This is a genomic window from Ruegeria sp. BF7, from assembly GCF_056538605.1.
In genome coordinates this window covers 30,843-49,488 of the sequence record NZ_JBQFTM010000007.1, presented here as the reverse complement: position 1 = coordinate 49,488, position 18,646 = coordinate 30,843, and the positions used below count along the sequence as shown (strand labels likewise).

The window sequence follows — 18,646 nt, the reverse complement described above, 5'->3', positions numbered from 1 at the left end:
ATTTCCTGCTGGCCCTTTCCCTGTCCTGCCTGATGGCGATCAGCGCCCATGCCGACAGCCTCGCCAGCTTCCTGCCCGACATTGAGCCCGCCGACCTGGCCCCCGGTGCCGATGCTTTTGGCCCGGTTCGCGACGACGTGCCCGTTGCCCCAGTTCTGAAGGGCGGAGAGACAGTTGCCTGGGCTTTCCTGACTTCTGATTTCGTGGGCACCACCGGTTATTCGGGCAAACCCATCCACGTGGTTGCTGCCATCGACGACGATGCGGTTCTGACCGGTGTTAAGCTGGTCAAACACTCGGAACCCATTGTTCTGATCGGCATTCCCAATTCCCGTATGGTCGAATTGACCGAAGGTTACACTGGGCTTGACCTGAAAGTCGAAGTGGAGACCGGTGGCGAGGGGCATGACCTCGACATCATCTCGGGCGCGACAGTGACGATCATGGTGATCGACGACAGCCTCGTTCGCGGTGGGATCAAGGTATCCCGCGCACTGGGTCTGGGAGGCCTGTCTCCGTTGCTGGCCGATGGTCCCAAACGCGAAATCGATATGGCGAAGAACTCCGCTTACGACTGGGCAACCTTGTCTGGCGACGGCTCGGTCCGGCGTCTGACGCTGGACGTCGGTCAGGTCAATGCCGCTTTTGAGGCCACGGGCGATCAGCGTGCCATCAAGCGCCCCGAGCCGGGTGAACCGGACGACACATTCATCGACATGCATTTGGCACTGGTTTCTGTCCCGTCAATCGGCAAGTCGCTGTTGGGTGAGGCCGAATATCAGAATCTGGTCGAGTGGTTGGACGAAGGGGAACAGGCCATTCTGGTGCTGGGCCGCGGCGCCTACAGCTTCAAAGGTTCGGGTTACGTCCGCGGCGGTATCTTTGACCGGATACAACTGATCCAGGGCGACAATTCAGTACGGTTCTTTGACAAGCAACAAGAGCGTCTTGGCAAAGTCGCAGCCTCCGACGCGCCGAGCTTCACCGAATTGGATATCTTCAAGATCCCTGCCGAGGCCGAGTTCAATCCGGCTGAACCGTTCCGCCTGCAACTGCTGGTGCAACGCGCTATAGGTGCGGTTGAGAAGACATTCCTGACCTTTGATCTTGGTTACAAACTGCCCGAGCGGTATCTGCTGCCCGTCGCTGCCTCCGCGGTCGTCGATGATGCCACCGGCGAAGCCGCCGCCAAAGCCGCTTTGTGGCAGCGCATCTGGAAGGATCGCACCGTTGAAATTGGCGTTCTCGGCATCATGCTTCTGGTGCTGACGGCCACCTTCTTCTTCCAATTCCACGCCACCATGAACGCGCGGGTCTTCTACTGGTTCCGCATCGGTTACCTGACAATGACCCTGTTCTTCATCGGCTGGTATGCCAACGCGCAGCTAAGCGTGGTGAACCTGATGGCTCTGGCAGGCAGTCTACGCACCGGGTTCTCATGGGATGCGTTCCTGCTGGATCCGCTGGTCTTTATCCAATGGTTCGCCGTGGCCGCCGCCCTGCTGTTCTGGGGCCGAGGTGCCTATTGCGGCTGGCTGTGCCCGTTCGGTGCATTGCAGGAGCTGACCAACAAGATCGCGCGGGCCTGCCGCGTTCCGCAGTGGACCCTGCCCTGGGGTCTGAATGAACGGCTTTGGCCTGCAAAATACATGATCTTCCTTGTGCTCTTCGGCATCAGCTTCGTGTCCATCCCGCTGGCCGAAAAATATGCCGAGATCGAACCGTTCAAGACCGCAATCATCCTGAAGTTCATGCGCGACTGGCCGTTTGTAGTCTTTGCGCTGCTCCTGCTGGGTGTCGGGCTGTTCATCGAACGGTTCTACTGCCGTTATCTCTGCCCGCTGGGCGGAGCGCTGGCGATCCCCGCCCGTATCCGCATGTTCGACTGGCTGCGCCGCTACAAGGAATGCGGCACACCCTGTCAGACCTGCGCCAACGAATGCCCCGTTCAGGCCATCCACCCCACGGGTGAGATCAATCCGAACGAGTGTGTCACCTGCCTGCATTGTCAGGTGCTCTACCAGTCCGAGACGAAATGTCCCGTCGTCATCCGCCAGCTAAAACGGCGGGCCAAGACAGGGTCGGTCGACCTCAAGACCCCGCTCGGACAACCACCGGCGAACCATCCGAACGCCAAACCGCAATCCGTTTCCTAAAAAAGGAGGAACGATCATGTCGGACAATGAAAGCAAACTGAACATCACACGCCGCGGGATGCTGGGTGCAACCGCAACCGGCGCTGTGCTGGCCGGGACCGGTCTGGGCTCAACCCTGATGACCGCGAAGCAAGCCAGCGCTGCCGCCAATGCTAACCTGGAGCCCGGTGAACTGGACGAATACTACGGTTTCTGGTCTTCAGGTCAGACAGGTGAACTGCGCATTCTGGGCTTCCCGTCCATGCGCGAACTGATGCGGGTTCCGGTGTTCAACCGCTGCTCGGCCACCGGCTGGGGTCAAACCAACGAGTCGTTGAAGATCATGACCGATGGCCTGCTACCGGAAACCAAGGAATTCCTCGCCAAGCGCGGCCTGAAAACCTATGACAACGGTGACCTTCACCACCCGCATATGTCATTCACCGACGGCACCTATGATGGCCGCTACCTGTTCATGAACGACAAGGCCAACACCCGCGTCGCCCGCGTGCGCTGCGACGTGATGAAATGCGACAAAATCACCGAGATCCCGAACGCCAAGGCGATCCACGGTCTGCGCCCGCAGAAATTCCCGCGCACCGGCTATGTATTTGCCAACGGTGAGGATGAAACGCCGCTGGTTAATGACGGCACAGTGCTGGATGATCCATCGCAATACGTGAACATCTTCACCGCGCTGGACGGCGACACCATGGAAGTGGCATGGCAGGTGATCGTGTCGGGCAACCTCGACAACACCGACTGCGACTATCAGGGCAAGTACGCCTACTCGACCTCGTACAACTCGGAAATGGGTATGAACCTGGCCGAGATGACCGAGAACGAGCTGGACCACGTCGTTGTCTTCAACCTCGCGGAAATCGAAGCGGGTATCGAAGCCGGTGACTATCAGGAACTGAAGGGAGTCAAGGTTCTGGACGGTCGTAAGGGTCAGAACAAGAAGTACACCCGTTACATTCCGATCCCGAACTCGCCGCACGGCATCAACACCGCGCCCGACGGCAAGCACGTCTGCATCAACGGTAAGCTGTCGCCGACCGTGTCGATCATGGACGTCACCAAACTGGACGCCTTGTTCGAAAGTGATGCCGACCCGCGGTCCTGCATCGTGGGTGAGCCGCAACTGGGTCTTGGCCCACTTCACACCGCCTATGACGGCCAGGGCAACGCGTTCACCACGCTGTTCCTGGACAGCCAGATCGTGAAGTGGAACATCGAAAAGGCAATCGAAGCTTACGGTGGTGCTGATGTGGATCCGATCATCTCGAAGGTCGACGTGCACTATCAGCCGGGCCACAACTCGACCTCCATGGGTGAAACCAAGGATGCCGACGGAAAGTGGCTGATTTCGATGAACAAGTTCTCGAAAGACCGCTTCCTGAACGTGGGTCCGCTGAAGCCCGAGAACGAGCAGTTGATCGACATCTCGTCCAACGAGATGAAAGTGGTTCACGACGGTCCGACCTTTGCCGAGCCGCATGACTCGATCATCGTTCGCAGCGACATCGTCAACCCGGTAAACGTCTGGGACCGCGCCGATGTTACATGGGAAGACGCCCGCAAACAGGCCGAGGCCGATGGCATTGATCTGGAAGAAGGCGCCGAAGAACCCATCCGGGACGGCAACAAGGTGCGGGTCTACATGACATCGCAGGCTCCGACCTTCAGCCTGGAAAAGTTCACCGTCAAACAGGGTGACGAGGTGACGGTTTACATCACCAACCTGGATGACGTGGACGACGTGACCCACGGCTTCTGCCTGGGCAACTACGGCATCGCGATGGAGGTCGCACCGCTGGCGACCGCTTCGGTCACCTTCACAGCCGACCGTCCGGGCGTACACTGGTTCTATTGCCAGTGGTTCTGTCACGCGCTGCACATGGAAATGCGCGGCCGGATGCTGGTCGAACCGCAGGGAGCATAACCCATGCGTTGGTCCCTGCTCATACCGCTCCTGCTCGGCTCGCCCCTTTGGGCGGCGGACTGGGATGTGCCCAACCGGGCGGGGGCCATTAATGAAATACTGGCGCAGGCGGCGGATGGGGACACCCTCCGCCTGAGCCCCGGTGTCTACACCGAAACACTGGTTCTGGACCGGCCCGTCACCATCGACGGGCTGGGACAGGCCACCATTGACGGACAAGGCACGGGCAGCGTCATCACCGTGACCGGGCCGGGTGTCACCGTGCGCGGGCTGACGGTGATCGGCTCAGGCTCTAGCCATGACGGGATCGACAGCGGTATCCAGCTGACCAAAACGGCCAAAGCACCCGTGGTTGAGGATAACGTGCTGCTGGGCAATCTCTACGGCGTCGACATTCACGGGGCCAAGGACAGCATCGTGCGGGGCAACCGGATCGAAGGTCGGTTGGACCAGCGGATGAACGACCGCGGTAATGGCGTCTATGTCTGGAATGCGCCGGGTGCGCGGGTGGAAGACAACGACATCCGCTATGGCCGCGACGGGATCTTTGTGAACTCGTCCAAGAAAAACACCTTCACTGGCAACCTGTTCCGCGATCTGCGATTTGCCGTGCACTACATGTATGCCGACGACTCGATCGTCAGCGACAATGTCTCAATCGGTAACGATCTGGGTTATGCCGTGATGTTCACTACCAATGTGAAGGTCGCAGATAACGTCTCGGTTGGTGACCGCGAACATGGCGTGATGCTGAACTACGCCAACAAAAGTCAGATCACCGGCAACGTGGTGATAGGTGCCAAGGAAAAATGCACCTTCCTCTATAACTCCAACAAGAATGAATTCACCGATAACTGGTTCCAGGGATGCGGCATCGGCATCCATTTTACCGCTGGCAGCGAGCGCAACCGCATCGTCGGCAATTCTTTTATTGGGAACCGGACACAGGTGAAATACGTCTCGACCAAGTGGGTCGAGTGGTCCGAAAACGGGCGCGGCAATTACTGGTCCGATTTCGCTGCCTATGATGTGGATGGGGACGGTATCGCCGACGCCCCCTATCGCCCCAATGACAGTATGGACCATGTGCTGTGGACCCAACCCTCAGCCAAATTACTCCTCGGCTCCCCTGCCGTGCAGCTGGTGCGCTGGTCGCAATCCGCCTTCCCGGCCCTTCTGCCGGGCGGCGTGATCGACAGCAACCCGCTTATGCAAGCCCCTGAACCCCCAGCTATGAAAAAGGTGCCTCATGACGGATAAGGCCCTAAGTATTACCCAAGTCAGCAAGGACCGAGGGAAAACCCGCGTTCTTGACGATATCACCCTTTCCCTTGCCCCAGGTCAGCGCGTTGCACTGCTGGGCCATAACGGCGCGGGCAAGTCGACCCTGATCAAATCCATCCTCGGCTTGACGCCGATCCATGGCGGAGCCATTCGGATCGGCGATACCACTCCCGGCACCGCGCAAGCACGGCGGGATACGGCCTATCTGCCCGAGGCTGTGTCGTTCCACCCAGCCTTGACCGGACGCGAGCAGTTGACCCTTTTCGCAAAGCTGTCCGGGGCAATTGCCGATGTGCCCGGCTTGCTGGATCGCGTTGGCCTCAGCGATGCACTGGATCGCCGGATTGGAACTTACTCCAAAGGGATGCGGCAACGTCTTGGTCTGGCGCAAGTGCTGCTAGGCCAGCCGAAAGTGGCACTGCTAGACGAACCAACCTCAGGCCTGGACCCGATCTCTCGGCAGGATCTTTATGCCATCATTGACGAACTGGCAGCGCAGGGCACCGCCGTCCTGATCGCGTCGCACGCTCTGACCGAGGTCGAGGCCCGCACTGACCGCATCGCTATCATGCGGAAGGGCCGGATGGTTGCGGATGACACGCTGAACAACCTTTCGGCGCTGGCCGGGCTGCCGATCCGCCTGCGCGTACGCGCCAGCGTCAACGCAGATGCACTGGCCGCCGAATTGGGTGGCAACCGGATCAATGGTGCGTCCGTGGAACTGCTCTGTTCCCCTGATGACAAGATGGAGGCCCTGCGCCGTATCGCCGGGTTGGGCGACGCAGTAGCGGATGTCGAAATGACCCCGCCCAGGCTGGAAGACCTCTATCGACACTACGCACAGGAGGAGATGCAATGACCCGCTTCCTCGCCATCACTCGCACCGAGATGCTGATCCTGCGTCGCAACCGCTGGCTGCTGGTCGCAACGCTGATCATGGTATTGTTCGCTTTGGCTCTGACTTTTGCGGGCAGCGCCCCCACCGGCACACTGGGCGTCGATATGCTGACTGTTTCGGTGGCCTCGATGACCACACTGTCGGTTTACCTGGCACCCTTGCTGGCGCTGATGATTTCCTTCGACGCCATCGCTGGTGACGTGGACCGGGGCAGCCTGTCGCTGCTGCTGTCCTACCCGGCAGGGCGCGGAGAAATCCTGCTAGGCAAGTTCACCGCCCACTTGGCCGCCCTGGCCTTTGCTATGACCGTTGGTTTCGGCACCGCAGGCGCGGTGGCCGCATTTTTTGGCGGCGCGGGACCGGAAAGCCTGATGGCGCTGGCTCGCCTCATTCTCACATCCATCCTGCTGGGCGCTGTGTTTCTGGCGCTGGGTTACCTGCTGTCTGCCCTGGCAAGGGGCGCCACGGCGGCAGCAGGTCTGTCGGCCGGGCTCTGGCTGGTTTTTGTCGTCCTTTATGATCTGGGCTTGTTGGGAGCCGTCGTCATGGACAAGGGCGGCACCTTCACCCAATCCGTCTTTCCGTGGGTGATGGTTGCCAACCCGGCCGACGCATTCCGTCTGTGGAACATCGCCGCAACCGAAGGTGTCGCCATGGCCTCGGGCATGACTGGAGCTGCGCAAGCTCTGCCCGTATGGGCCGCGCCGGCCTCGCTGCTGATCTGGCCGGTGCTGGGTTTTATCCTAGCCCGTGCCGCCTTCCGGAGGGTCGAGCCATGAAACGCTTTTGCCTGATCGCCCTGGTAGCCCTGACTGCTTGTAAAGAAGAGATGGCCGTGGCCCCTGACCCGGTTGATTTGACACCGGACGCGCTCAGCTATTTTTGTCAGATGAACATTGCCGAGCATGGCGGGCCAAAGGGGCAAATTCATCTGGAAGGGTATCCCGTGCCGCTGTTCTTTGCTCAAGTTCGCGACATGGTGGCCTATCTGAAAAGCCCCGAGAGGGATGCCAAAATCACTGCTGTTTATGTCAGTGACATGGGGGTTGCCCCGAACTGGCGGCAGCCGGGCATTTCCAACTGGATCGCGGCTGATGACGCAACCTTTGTGGTCGGCTCCAACGTTGCAGGCGGCATGGGCGCACCCGAGGTTGTACCCTTTGCCGATCCCACCGCTGCCGATGTTTTCATCACCCAATATGGCGGCGCGCAGATGCCGCTGCCCGACATTCCAGCTGCCGAGGTTCTCGGCCCCGTCGATCTGGACCTGAAACTGGAGACCCCCTCATGACCCCCCTCTCCCGCCGTCGGTTCCTGACCATGTCCGCCGCCTGCGCCGCCTTTCCAGCCAGCGCGAAACCCGCCCCAGCGGCCCATTGGCGCGGGGTTGCACTGGGGGCCGAAGCCAGCCTGCGGCTGGAAGGGCTGACCGATACCCAGGCGGCGCCGATCATTGCCGCCGTCGAGGCCGAGTTGAACCGTTTGGAAAACATCTTCAGCCTGTACCGCCCTCAATCCGAACTCAGCCGACTGAACCGCGACGGCCAACTGTCGGACCCCGCACCTGAATTGCTAAACGTTCTCAGCCTGTGCACGGCGCTGCACGAGGCTACGAACGGCGCGTTTGACCCCACCGTTCAACCACTCTGGTCCGCACTCGCAACTGATGCGCGCCCTGAAAAGACCGACGCGGCACGGCGTTCTGTCGGGTGGACTCGCGTGAACGTTCAGACGGACATGATCCGCCTGCCGCAACCGGGTGTTTCAGCACTGACCCTGAACGGCATCGCACAGGGCGCCATCACCGACCGTATCAGTGCGCTGCTGACCGCGCATGACCTGCGGGGCGTGCTGGTAAATATGGGAGAAATAGCAGCCTGGGGGCAACGCGGAGACGGACAAGCCTGGCAGGTCGGGCTGGCTGGACCCGGAGGCAATGTTCGTAAATCCATCGAACTACGGGACCGTGCGGTCGCAACTTCGAACGCGCGCAGCTTCATGCTGACAGGTGATCAGGGGCATATTCTGAACCCTGCGAGTGGTATGCGCCCAGCGGGCATCGTCTCAGTCTCAGCGCCCAGCGCGGCCATTGCCGACGGGTTGTCGACAGCTTTGTGCGCCCTGCCGAAGACAGGATTTGACACAGTACTCAGGTCTTTCCCCGACGTGCGGCTGGAAATGCACATCTGATCACAAGGCTCAGTGTTGCGTGCCAGAAACTGCGCAACCAAAGCCTCTCAGTACACCAAAGCCGAAACATAGACTTGCCCAAAGATTAATTTGGTAAGCCGAGTTTCACGCCGTATCTACGAAAAAAGGTAGGTGGCGGAGACGAAGGGATTCGAACCCTCGAGACGGTTTCCCGCCTACTCCCTTAGCAGGGGAGCGCCTTCGACCACTCGGCCACGTCTCCGCCGACGGGTATATCCTTGCAAACGCTGGAAATACAAGGCCAATTCTGATCAGATTGGCAGTTTTCTGAGAAATCCCGGAACTACTTGAAATCTCACCAAATAGCACTGCTTAAACCGATTCCGGACCATGTCCGGTCAACCGATTTCAGCTGGGTGTAATGGGAACAGGTTGCAGATTCGCAAAACACATTGAGGCTGTACGCACCCGTGCGCAGCATCGGGTGTCAAACATGCCCCGATACCTAGCTATGCACCGTCAGTTTTTCAAAAGGTCGATGACCAGCCCTCCCTGAGCTGTGTCCCAAAAGCCTTCGCGGCCAAGAACCCAATATCCGAAATCCGATCGTGCGTGATGGGTCGACATGGGAACCAGACTTTGTCCGTCGATCAGGTCCTGGATGATCCCCGTCCACCCAAGCGCTACCCCGGCTCCGGTCAGGGCAAGATGCAGCGCCATTCCGTGATCATTGACCACGACGCGGTTGTCCGAAAGGCGCCAATCGTCTTGAGAGCGATCCAGCCACGCCTCCCAACTCAGCCAGCGCCTTTCCGGATCTTCCTGTTCGATCAGCGGAATACTGGACACGTCAATGCTGCCATCTGGCTGCCGGTAGCGTTCGATCAGGCTGGGGGAGGCAACAGGACAAACGGCTTCATCAATCAGCTTTCGGGCCTCGAATCCCGGCCAGTGGCCTTGACCAAAGAGAATCCAGCAATCTGCCGGCTCCACAAACAGGTCCGCGTCCTTGACCAGGGTGATTACCTTTACCTGAACATCCAACCGCTCGGACAGTTCCGGCAGGCGCGAAGACAACCAGTAAGCTCCGATTCCCGGATAAGTCGCGATTGCGAAAACCCCATCGCCCTCTTTCGCGCGAATCCGGGCCGCCGTCGTTCGTATGTTTCGAAAAGCCCGTGACACGCTGTCATAGAGCTCACTCGCGTCCGGGGTCGGTACCAGACGCCCATGCGATTTCTCGAAGAGAACGGCACCAAGATCCTGCTCAAGCTTCTTGATCTGATAGCTTATCGCCGGTTGTTGCACGTTCAGCGCCTTGGCCGCCAGCGTGAAGCTGCCATGCCAGTAAGCCTCTTCGAAGGCTCTCAGACCCTTGAGTGTCGGAAGGCTGTCAGCCATTGAAAAATTCAATCTCCTGCTCAGAATTTTCCGCGTATTGTAGAAGAAAAAACTCGTTTAAACAGAAAAAACTATTCTAATGCCGGAAACTGGGAGGCCTCACTTGTCCACCGATATTGAAAAAATTTTGAACATGGCGCGCGAACACGCGGCCGCTGAGGTTGCTCCTAACGTTGACGCCTGGAACCAGTCAGGAGTTTGGCCGCGTGCAGTGTCGGACAAGGCTGGGGCTGCGGGTCTTACGGGTCTTTATGCCCCCGAAAAATATGGTGGTCAGGGGCTTTCCCTTGGCGACGGCATCCGGGTTTACGAAGAGCTTGGAATGGCCGATGGCGCCTATGCGTTCGCGTTGTCGATGCACAATATCTGCACCTTCGCCGGGTGCGGCTTTGGCACCGAAGCATTCAAGGCGCAGTGGGCGCGTTATCTTACATCCGGCCGGAAACTTGCGAACTTCGCGTTGACGGAACCGCAATCGGGCTCTGACGCCACCAACATGTACAGCCGCGCCGTGATCAATACAGATGGCACATGGACTATCAATGGCGCAAAGGCCTGGGTCAGCCTAGCGGGTGAAGCCGATATCTATTTCACCGTTGTGAAGACGTCCGATCAGCCCGGCCATCAGGATATGGCGATGATCGCCATCCCGGCCGACACTCCGGGCCTGAGCTTTGGGCCGCGTTATGAAACGCCCAGCTACAACTTCCTGCCCCTGTCCGAGATGTACATGAAAGATGTCGTCGTCTCAGAGGACAATATCATCCTGCCAGTCGGACAAGGGCTGCAGGGGTCACTGATGGCAATCGACATCGCTCGTGTGTCCATCGCCTCGGGCTGTTGCGGATTGATGCAGGCCGCGCTGGACACGGCGCTGAGCTATTCCAAGAACCGCAAAATGTTTGGCGGCAAGAACCTGGATCTGGATGGCATCCAATGGATGCTGGGCGATGTTGCGACCGAGCTGGAGGCCTCGCGTTTGTTGTACCGGGCGGCGGCAAACGCGCTTGGAACGCCTGAAGGACCGGTAATGGCGGCCCATGCCAAGCGATTTGTTCCGGATGCGGCCATCAAGGCGGCCAATACATGCACGCAGGTGCTTGGGGGGATGGGGTTGCTAAAACCCTATGGCCTCGACCGCCTGTCCCGGCTCAGCCAGATGCTGCGCATCGTTGACGGTACAACGGAAATCAGCCGGGTCGTTATTGGGCGCAGTCTGATGAAACGGGCAAAAAACCTGCCAGACTTGCCAATCCCCAAAGGCTTCGGAGAAGCCTAAGTCAAGTCACGCTGGTCTGTTTGGGAGGGTTGACCATGCAAAAACACTTTGAAGCGATGGAAAAGACAGCGGCCAACCATGTGCCGCTGTCCCCTCTATCCTTTCTGAACCGGGCGGCGGCGCTGCACGGAAAACGCACGGCGGTTGTTTACGGGGACACGCGGCGCGATTGGGGTGAAGTTGTCCAGCGCTCGCGCGCTGTTGCGCGCGGGTTGGCTGAATTGGGCATCACCAAAGGCGACACGATTTCCGTTCTCTGCCCCAATATACCCGAACTGTTCGAGCTTCATTTCGCCGTACCCTTGTCCGGTGCCGTATTGAACACACTGAACACGCGGCTGGAACCCGAGACGGTTGCCTACATTCTGGATCATGCTGACACTAATCTGGTGATTGTCGACCGTGAGCTGGTGCCACTTTTGTCCAAAGCCTTTGAACTACTCGGTCGTGATATCCCGGTTGTGGAAGTCACCGACCCGAATGCCGCGGGTCAAGACAGTCTTGGCGGGCAGGACTATTGCGAGCTTTTGAACAAAGGCGAATACGCTGGCCCGGCTGTGCCCGAGGATGAATGGGACGCGATTGCGCTGAACTATACCTCGGGCACCTCCGGGCGCCCGAAAGGCGTGGTGTATCACCACCGCGGCGCTTACCTGATGGCACTTGGCACTGTGGCGGCGTGGCAGATGCCCAGCTATCCGGTTTACCTGTCCGTTGTGCCAATGTTCCATTGCAACGGCTGGGGGCACCCTTGGGTGATGGCACTTCAGGGGGGAACCATGGTATTCACCCGCGTGCCGGCCGCAGACAAGATTATGGCGTCGATCCACGAACATGGCGTGACCCATTTGGGCGCGGCCCCAATCGTACTGCAGATGCTTGCCGAATTGGACAACAGCGGAACCGCCCCTTTTTACCCGGCCATCAAAGTGATGACCGCAGGTGCGCCGCCCCCACCTTCGGTTTTGGAGAAAACTACGGCGATGGGTCTGGACGTCATGCAGGTCTACGGCCTAACCGAAACCTTTGGCCACATTTCTCAGTGCCTGTGGCAGGAAGAGTGGGCCGATGAAAGCCCGGCCGAGCAGGCGCGACTGCAAGCGCAACAAGGCATCGCCTTTCCAATGGTCGAATCTGTTGAGGTCATCGACCGCGACAGCTGGGAAACCGTCCCCCGGGATGGCGAAACGCAGGGTGAGATCACCATTCGCGGCAATACGGTCATGAAGGGTTATTACAAGGACGCTGCTGCCACGACCGAGGCTTTCGACAAGGGGTATTTCTGGTCCGGAGACGCCGCCGTGGTCAACCCGGACAGCTACATGCAGATCCGGGACAGATTGAAGGACGTCATCATCTCGGGCGGTGAAAACATATCCTCGGTTGAGGTCGAGGCCGTTCTGTACCGCCACCCCGCGATCCAGGCGGCCGCAGTTGTGGCCAAACCCGACCCCAAATGGGGCGAGGTGCCCTGTGCCTTTGTCGAATTGCGACCGGGCCACCTAGCAGAGGGCCGCGAAATCATAGCGTTTTGCCGCGAGCATTTGGCCGGGTTCAAGGCACCCAAGTCAGTGGTGTTTACTGACCTGCCCAAGACTTCGACCGGGAAAATCCAGAAATTCCAGCTCAGGGAAAAAATAAAAGCCGCAGAGCCCTGAAAGACCGGCCCTTTTCATCCCTTGGACAGCCTGTGCCGCGCCCTGATGACCATCCTTTGGGGCCGACACTTTGCAGCAAGATGCGAACCCACCAAGAAACCGCGAAAGGCTTCTGGATGGGGAGCACCCCTTTTGCTAACGTCGCCCCGATCATGACCACTTACCGTGAAATAATCCGGCCCCACTTTATACCGCGCCTATTCAAAGTTGCATTGCCGGATGTGCGGTTCGGCACGACTTCAAGACCTAATCTGCAGCTCTGTTCGAAGAACGTCCTGGTGGCGTCTGATATCGCCCTGCCCCAAACCCACCGACCCGGAGCCCGACCATGCCTGTCGAAACGTTTGATTACATCGTCGTAGGGGCTGGCACCGCCGGTTGCCTGCTTGCCAATCGCCTCAGCAAGGACCCGTCGAACAGAGTGCTGTTGCTGGAAGCCGGTAAAAAGGACACCTACCCCTGGATTCACATCCCGGTCGGCTATCTGTACTGCATCGGTAATCCTCGTACCGATTGGCTGTATCGGACCGAGCCAGACAAAGGCCTGAACGGCCGCGCGCTACTCTATCCACGCGGCAGGACATTGGGCGGCTGTTCCTCAATCAACGGCATGATCTACATGCGCGGTCAGGCGCGGGACTATGACAACTGGGCCAAGTTAAGTGGAGAGGAAGACTGGAGCTGGGAAAACTCGGTCCCGGACTTCAAGGCACATGAAAACCACTACAAGCTGGACAATGGCGCCGATCCGGAAACCGGCAACAACAGCCGGTTTTCGGACCTGCATGGGCATGGCGGCGAATGGCGCGTAGAAAAGCAGCGTCTGCGCTGGGATGTGCTGGATGCCTTTGCCAACGCCGCAGTCGAGGCAGGAATTGAACCGACCGATGACTTTAATTCGGGCGACAATGCCGGGGTTGGTTATTTCGATGTGAACCAGAAATCAGGTTGGCGATGGAGCACCTCGAAAGGTTTCCTCCGCCCCGCGAAAGCGCGCCAGAACCTGGCCATCTGGACCGAAGCGCAGGTCGAGCGCCTGACCTTCGATACTGCCCCCGATGGCGCAACCCGCTGCTCCGGCGCGTTAGTGCATTGCGCGGGGCATTCGGTGACCGTGTGTGCCTCCACCGAGGTCATCCTGTCGGCAGGTGCCATCAACTCGCCACAGATTCTGCAGTTGTCAGGTATCGGCAATGCCGAGTTTCTGAAGTCCCACGGAATTGAGGTGGTGCAGAACGCGCCCGCTGTTGGAGAAAACCTGCAGGACCACCTGCAGATCCGCGCAGTGTTCAAGGTAGACGGAACCAAAACCCTCAATACGCTGGCAAACAGCCTTTTAGGCAAGGCCAGGATCGGTCTGCAATATGCCCTGCAACGCTCTGGTCCGATGAGCATGTCGCCCAGTCAGTTGGGGGCCTTCACTCGGTCCGACCCGTCCCGCGCTCATCCTAACTTGGAATATCACGTCCAACCGCTGAGCCTTGAAGCCTTTGGCGAAGATCTGCACGATTTCCCGGCCATCACCGTCAGCGTCTGCAACCTGAACCCGACCAGCCGTGGCCTCGTTCGCATCCGCTCGAACAAATACACCCACGCGCCGATGATCACGCCGAACTATCTGGCCACCAAGGATGACCGCAAGGTCGCTGCCGACAGCCTGCGCCAAGTGCGCGAGATCATGTCCAAACCAGCGATGCAGAAATACAGTCCGCAGGAATGGAAGCCGGGTGTTCAGTTCCGGACCGATGAAGAACTGGCAAATCTGGCCGGTGACATCGCCAACACCATCTTTCACCCTGTAGGCACGGCAAAGATGGGGCACGAGGACGATCCGACCGCGGTGGTCGATCCCTATCTGAAGGTCAAAGGCATCAAGGGGCTGCGCGTAGTTGACGCTAGCATCATGCCCGAGATCACCAGCGGCAACACCAACGCCCCGACCCTGATGATCGCGGAAAAGGCCGCACGCTGGATTCTGGACGGTCGGTAACCCAACCACACAGTGGCCTCGGGTTCTTGGGCGGACCCGGGTCTTGTGTCAAATCAGCGGCCAAGAACCATGGAACGGCAGGGACAGTGCGCATGCTGTTCCGATTGTCCTCTGGACTGCCGCTTGTCGGTGTCAAAGCCACCGGCCTTGCTCAGTAAACTGTAGGTTCCCGCCACGGTCGGGGCGCAGCAGATCAGAGAGCGACGCCCCGCTTTGGAAAAGCCCGGCCAATGCTAGCTGATCCGCAACAAACTGATCCTCAAACATGATCAGGTCGATGCCATTCGGTTCAGGTATCGGCCTATCTCACACAGAAAACTTGCCAGATATGCAGGTTTTAGGGCATATTTGTATGGATTTAATAAGTTCAAATTCATACAAATGAATTTCTTGAGGCTGAACCGAGCGGCGGGCGCTTTGCGCCCGAGACCACCTGTGGGGGAAGGAAGTTGGTTTTGGCTTGGTTGAGACTGTTACTCGTTTTTTGTTGTGTTTTGCTGCTGCCATCGCAGGTTTTAGCTGAAATCGGGAAAGTAATAGGCGTCAAACAAGGCGCACTCATCACGCGCGCTGGGAAAACCCAACCGTTGCAGGCTGGAATGGGAGTTGCTTCCGGCGATTCCATTTCAACCGACCGTAGCGGTGTGGTTCAGCTTGTTTTCGTTGACGAAACCAAGATTGCCATCGGTCCGAACGCACGCATGATGCTGGATGTGACAATGCTGCGCGGCAACCGAAAGGCCAAGAATTTCGCGGTTCAGGCATTGGGTGGCAGTTTTCGGTTTATCTCCGGCAAGAGCAAAAAGCGCGCCTATTCCATCAACACTCCGACCGCGACAATGGCGGTGCGGGGCACAACCTTCGACCTTTGGGTCGTTCCCGGCACTCAAAGTGCCATGCTGGTTTTGCAGGGGCGGGTAGAAATGTGCGGCCAGAACGGCAATTGCCGTGAAGCCGGGCGCCAGTGCAGCCTTCTGGCAACGACACAAGCCGGCAGTATTGGTCGCCCTGTCGATCAGGAAAGCTATGACAAGGCACTGAAAAAGGGGTTTCCCTTCGTTCAGTCGCAGGAACAGCTGCTGGCCCCTTTGCAAGTAGACTTCAGAGGTTGCGGAACAGACACACTGCCACCGCCACCGCAACGGTCCGAGGCGCGGGAAACCAGTCCCGAGCGCGGCGAAACAGGCGGTGTTGAAAGCGCCGCGGCTGCGGAGTCGCGCAGTGAAACTCCGTCCGGGCAAAGCGTCGGTCAGGGGAATGGCGGCAACATCGGCAGCAATACCGGCAGCGGCAACGGCAATGGCGGCAACATCGGAGCCAGCAGCGGCAGCGGGGATGGGCGCGGTGGTTCGATCGGTGGTGGCTCGGGCAGCGGTGGTCCGGGAAGCGGCGGCACAATCGGCGGCGGCGACACCGGAGGATTCGGGGGCGCTCCCGGCGGCGGTGGCGCCGGTGGGAATGGCGGTAACAGCGGCAGCTGAAGATATAATGGCACCGCTAGATGACACCAGTTCAGGCGATGTCGTGGCGGCACCCGCACGTTCAGGGATGACCAAGGCATTCGGAGGCTAACGTGACCGGAAAGCCCAGGGAAAGAACGGGGCGACGGCGAGCCTTTCAGTTTGTGGGGCTCGGACTGATTCTGTTTGGATGTTTCATAAGGGTGCTCGATCCTTACCCGGTGCGAATGACGCGGCTGATTTATTTTGACCTTTTGCAACGCATTTCGCCGCGGGAATACAACCCCGACCTTCCAGTTCGCGTAGTGGATATTGACGAACGGTCGCTGGCTAACTGGGGGCAATGGCCCTGGCCCAGAACCCTGCTTGCTCAGATGGTCAATAACCTGGGCGAATACGGTGCTGCCTCCATCGCCTTTGACATGCTGTTCATTGAGCCCGACAGGTTCTCACCCACACGCCTGCTGAACGATCCTGCTCTTGCTGGCGTGGTTTCGGTGGACCATCATGCCTCGAAACTGGACAACGACGTGCTGTTCGCGCTGGAAATCGCCAACTGGCCAGTGGTTTTGGGTGCCGCGGCCCGGCAATCCGGCGACGGGCGGGCCGTCACGCCCCACGCCGGCATCATAGAAATCGGGGAAACGCCAACTGCGGGGCTGGTCACGGTTCCTCATTGGACGCCGCCCGCCCCGCCGCTGGATCGCAGCGCAGCAGGTGTCGGCGGGGTCAACGTTTCACCTCTGGGCGGCATGGGTATCATACGCCGCGTTCCCATCCTGTGGGGCGGCCCGGACGGAACGCTGCCGGGGCTGGGCGTCGAGGCACTCAGGGTCGCATTGGACGAGCCCATCATCATTGCCGAGGGTACACCGGACGAAGCTGGTATCATGTTGGCGGTCGAGATCGGAGAGTTCCGACTGCCCACCACGGAAAACGGCGAAGTCTGGGTCCGGTACAGACGTGACAATCCGGATTTGTACCTGTCGGCGGACGATATCATGCAAGACCCGGATAACCCCGCTCTGCGCGCAGAAATCGAAGGTCACATCATATTGGTCGGCACCTCAGCTGCGGGACTGTTCGACATGCACCAGACGGCGCTGGGTGAATCCGTTCCGGGAGTGTCGATCCACGCGCAAATCCTGGAGCAAATTCTGACCGGCGAAATGATGAGCCGCTCGGATGTGACCGCCGCCCTTGAATTGCTGTCCTTCGTCACTCTGGGCATCGTGGTCACGGCTGTCATGGCCCGGTTCGGCGCGGTGGCCTCGTTCGTGGCGGGTGGCGCCTCGGCGGCGGTTGTTCTCGGCATCAGTTGGCTGGCCTTCCAGAACCAGCTGATCCTGTTCGATGTCACTTTTCCGTTGATGGGTGGCATGGCCAATTTCGGCCTTCTCGCGGGCTATCTGTTCATTTCGACAGAGCGCGAAAAGCGGGTGATCCGACAGATCTTTTCTCACTATGTCGCGCCCGAAATCCTGGATGAGATGGAGGGGACAGGTCATCAACTGCAACTAGGAGGGGAAACGCAGGATATCACTGTGATGTTTTCCGATATCCGAGGCTTCACCCCGCTGTCCGAGTCGATTTCGGCCACGGATCTTGTCGCCCTGCTAAACCAGTTGTTTTCACAGATCGGGGATCAGATCCTGCTGGAACGAGGCACCATCGACAAGTTCATAGGCGATGCGGTGATGGCCTTTTGGAACGCGCCGTTGCCAGTCGAGAACCACCCTTGCCGCGCAGCACAGGCGGCGCTGCTGATGCGGCAGGCGCTGATCGAATTCAATGCGTCGGACGCCATGACTGGGCGGCCACCGATTGCCCTTGCCACGGGCTGCGCTACCGGTCGGGCCTGTGTCGGCAATATCGGGTCCAAACGTCGGTTCAACTACACCGTGATTGGGGATGTGGTGAACGTCGCAGCGCGGATCGAACAATGTTGCCGCCATGTCAACTATGACATCCTGGTTTCTTGTTCGGTTTACGAAAAAACCAGGCACGACATGGCCATGCTCGAGGCCGGGTATGTCGACCTCAAAGGCCGCACCGATCTGGAGCCTGTGTTTGTTCTGGTGGGCGACAAGGCCATGCTGGACACGCCCGCGTTTCAAAAGCTGGACGCAACCCACAAGAAACTGATTGAGGCCATTCGGGGTCGTCAGCCACCGGATCAGGTCGAGGCGATCTGCGAAGATTGCATTGCTCAGGCGCGTCACATCGAACCCGGCCTGCTGAAATTCTACGGCGCGCTGTCCGGCCGAACGGCGGACTTCAGGTCCGAGTTCCAGTCCAGCCAGTTGATTTTCAGCCACCACGAGCGCGAAAGCACGTCCTCAGCGTGACGAGCTTAGAACAGACAGCCATGCTTGCCCGCCAGGCAAGGTGCATACGACCACCCAGGGCCGGGTGCATTCCTGCTTTCAGCGTTGCCCTAATCGA

Annotated in this window: 13 protein-coding genes and 1 tRNA gene; 12 read left to right on the top strand and 2 right to left on the bottom strand. The window is 59.1% G+C overall.

Features of this window, described 5'->3' with window-relative positions; all coding sequences use genetic code 11:
• Positions 1–32 precede the first annotated feature (32 nt).
• The 7 genes from ACR0IK_RS15160 to ACR0IK_RS15130 are packed head-to-tail and all read left to right on the top strand — an operon-like array spanning position 33 to position 8,452.
• A complete protein-coding gene (locus ACR0IK_RS15160) occupies positions 33–2,156 on the top strand; it encodes a 4Fe-4S binding protein (protein ID WP_480594384.1) in 2,124 nt (707 codons plus the stop codon).
• Between the two features lie 16 nt (positions 2,157–2,172).
• Positions 2,173–4,080, top strand: coding sequence for a TAT-dependent nitrous-oxide reductase (gene nosZ / locus ACR0IK_RS15155; protein ID WP_480642081.1), 1,908 nt, complete (start codon positions 2,173–2,175; stop codon positions 4,078–4,080).
• Positions 4,081–4,083: 3 nt separating this feature from the next.
• On the top strand, positions 4,084–5,340 hold the full coding sequence (locus ACR0IK_RS15150) for a nitrous oxide reductase family maturation protein NosD (RefSeq protein ID WP_480642080.1): 1,257 nt from the start codon (positions 4,084–4,086) through the stop codon (positions 5,338–5,340).
• Entirely contained in the window at positions 5,330–6,223 is an 894-nt protein-coding gene (locus tag ACR0IK_RS15145; RefSeq protein ID WP_480594343.1) for an ABC transporter ATP-binding protein, read from the top strand. The genes ACR0IK_RS15150 and ACR0IK_RS15145 overlap by 11 nt, the downstream gene beginning before the upstream one ends.
• Positions 6,220–7,041, top strand: coding sequence for an ABC transporter permease (locus ACR0IK_RS15140; protein WP_480594344.1), 822 nt, complete (start codon positions 6,220–6,222; stop codon positions 7,039–7,041). Before ACR0IK_RS15145 ends, ACR0IK_RS15140 begins: the two co-directional genes overlap by 4 nt.
• Positions 7,038–7,553 carry a nitrous oxide reductase accessory protein NosL gene (locus tag ACR0IK_RS15135; protein ID WP_480642079.1) on the top strand — a complete coding sequence of 172 codons (516 nt, stop codon included), beginning with the start codon at positions 7,038–7,040 and terminating at the stop codon, positions 7,551–7,553. The genes ACR0IK_RS15140 and ACR0IK_RS15135 overlap by 4 nt, the downstream gene beginning before the upstream one ends.
• Positions 7,550–8,452, top strand: a complete 903-nt coding sequence (locus ACR0IK_RS15130) for an FAD:protein FMN transferase (RefSeq protein WP_480642078.1) — start codon at positions 7,550–7,552, stop codon at positions 8,450–8,452. Before ACR0IK_RS15135 ends, ACR0IK_RS15130 begins: the two co-directional genes overlap by 4 nt.
• A 133-nt stretch (positions 8,453–8,585) precedes the next feature.
• Here the strand turns inward: ACR0IK_RS15130 and ACR0IK_RS15125 are convergent.
• Together ACR0IK_RS15125 and ACR0IK_RS15120 are read right to left on the bottom strand one after the other, a co-directional pair.
• A tRNA-Ser gene (locus tag ACR0IK_RS15125) sits at positions 8,586–8,675 on the bottom strand.
• A gap of 257 nt (positions 8,676–8,932) precedes the next feature.
• Positions 8,933–9,814, bottom strand: a complete 882-nt coding sequence (locus tag ACR0IK_RS15120; RefSeq protein ID WP_480642077.1) for a LysR family transcriptional regulator — start codon at positions 9,812–9,814, stop codon at positions 8,933–8,935.
• Positions 9,815–9,917: 103 nt separating this feature from the next.
• On the opposite strand from ACR0IK_RS15120, the gene ACR0IK_RS15115 reads away from it, so the two are divergent.
• From ACR0IK_RS15115 to ACR0IK_RS15095, 5 genes are all read left to right on the top strand, one after another.
• On the top strand, positions 9,918–11,093 hold the full coding sequence (locus ACR0IK_RS15115; protein ID WP_480642076.1) for an acyl-CoA dehydrogenase family protein: 1,176 nt from the start codon (positions 9,918–9,920) through the stop codon (positions 11,091–11,093).
• Positions 11,094–11,128: 35 nt separating this feature from the next.
• A complete protein-coding gene (locus ACR0IK_RS15110) occupies positions 11,129–12,751 on the top strand; it encodes an AMP-binding protein (protein ID WP_480642075.1) in 1,623 nt (540 codons plus the stop codon).
• 328 nt (positions 12,752–13,079) lie between these two features.
• Positions 13,080–14,741, top strand: coding sequence for a GMC family oxidoreductase (locus ACR0IK_RS15105; protein WP_480642074.1), 1,662 nt, complete (start codon positions 13,080–13,082; stop codon positions 14,739–14,741).
• Positions 14,742–15,340: 599 nt separating this feature from the next.
• Positions 15,341–16,222 carry a FecR family protein gene (locus ACR0IK_RS15100; protein WP_480642073.1) on the top strand — a complete coding sequence of 294 codons (882 nt, stop codon included), beginning with the start codon at positions 15,341–15,343 and terminating at the stop codon, positions 16,220–16,222.
• Between the two features lie 206 nt (positions 16,223–16,428).
• On the top strand, positions 16,429–18,549 hold the full coding sequence (locus tag ACR0IK_RS15095) for a CHASE2 domain-containing protein (RefSeq protein ID WP_480642072.1): 2,121 nt from the start codon (positions 16,429–16,431) through the stop codon (positions 18,547–18,549).
• Positions 18,550–18,646: the final 97 nt, after the last annotated feature.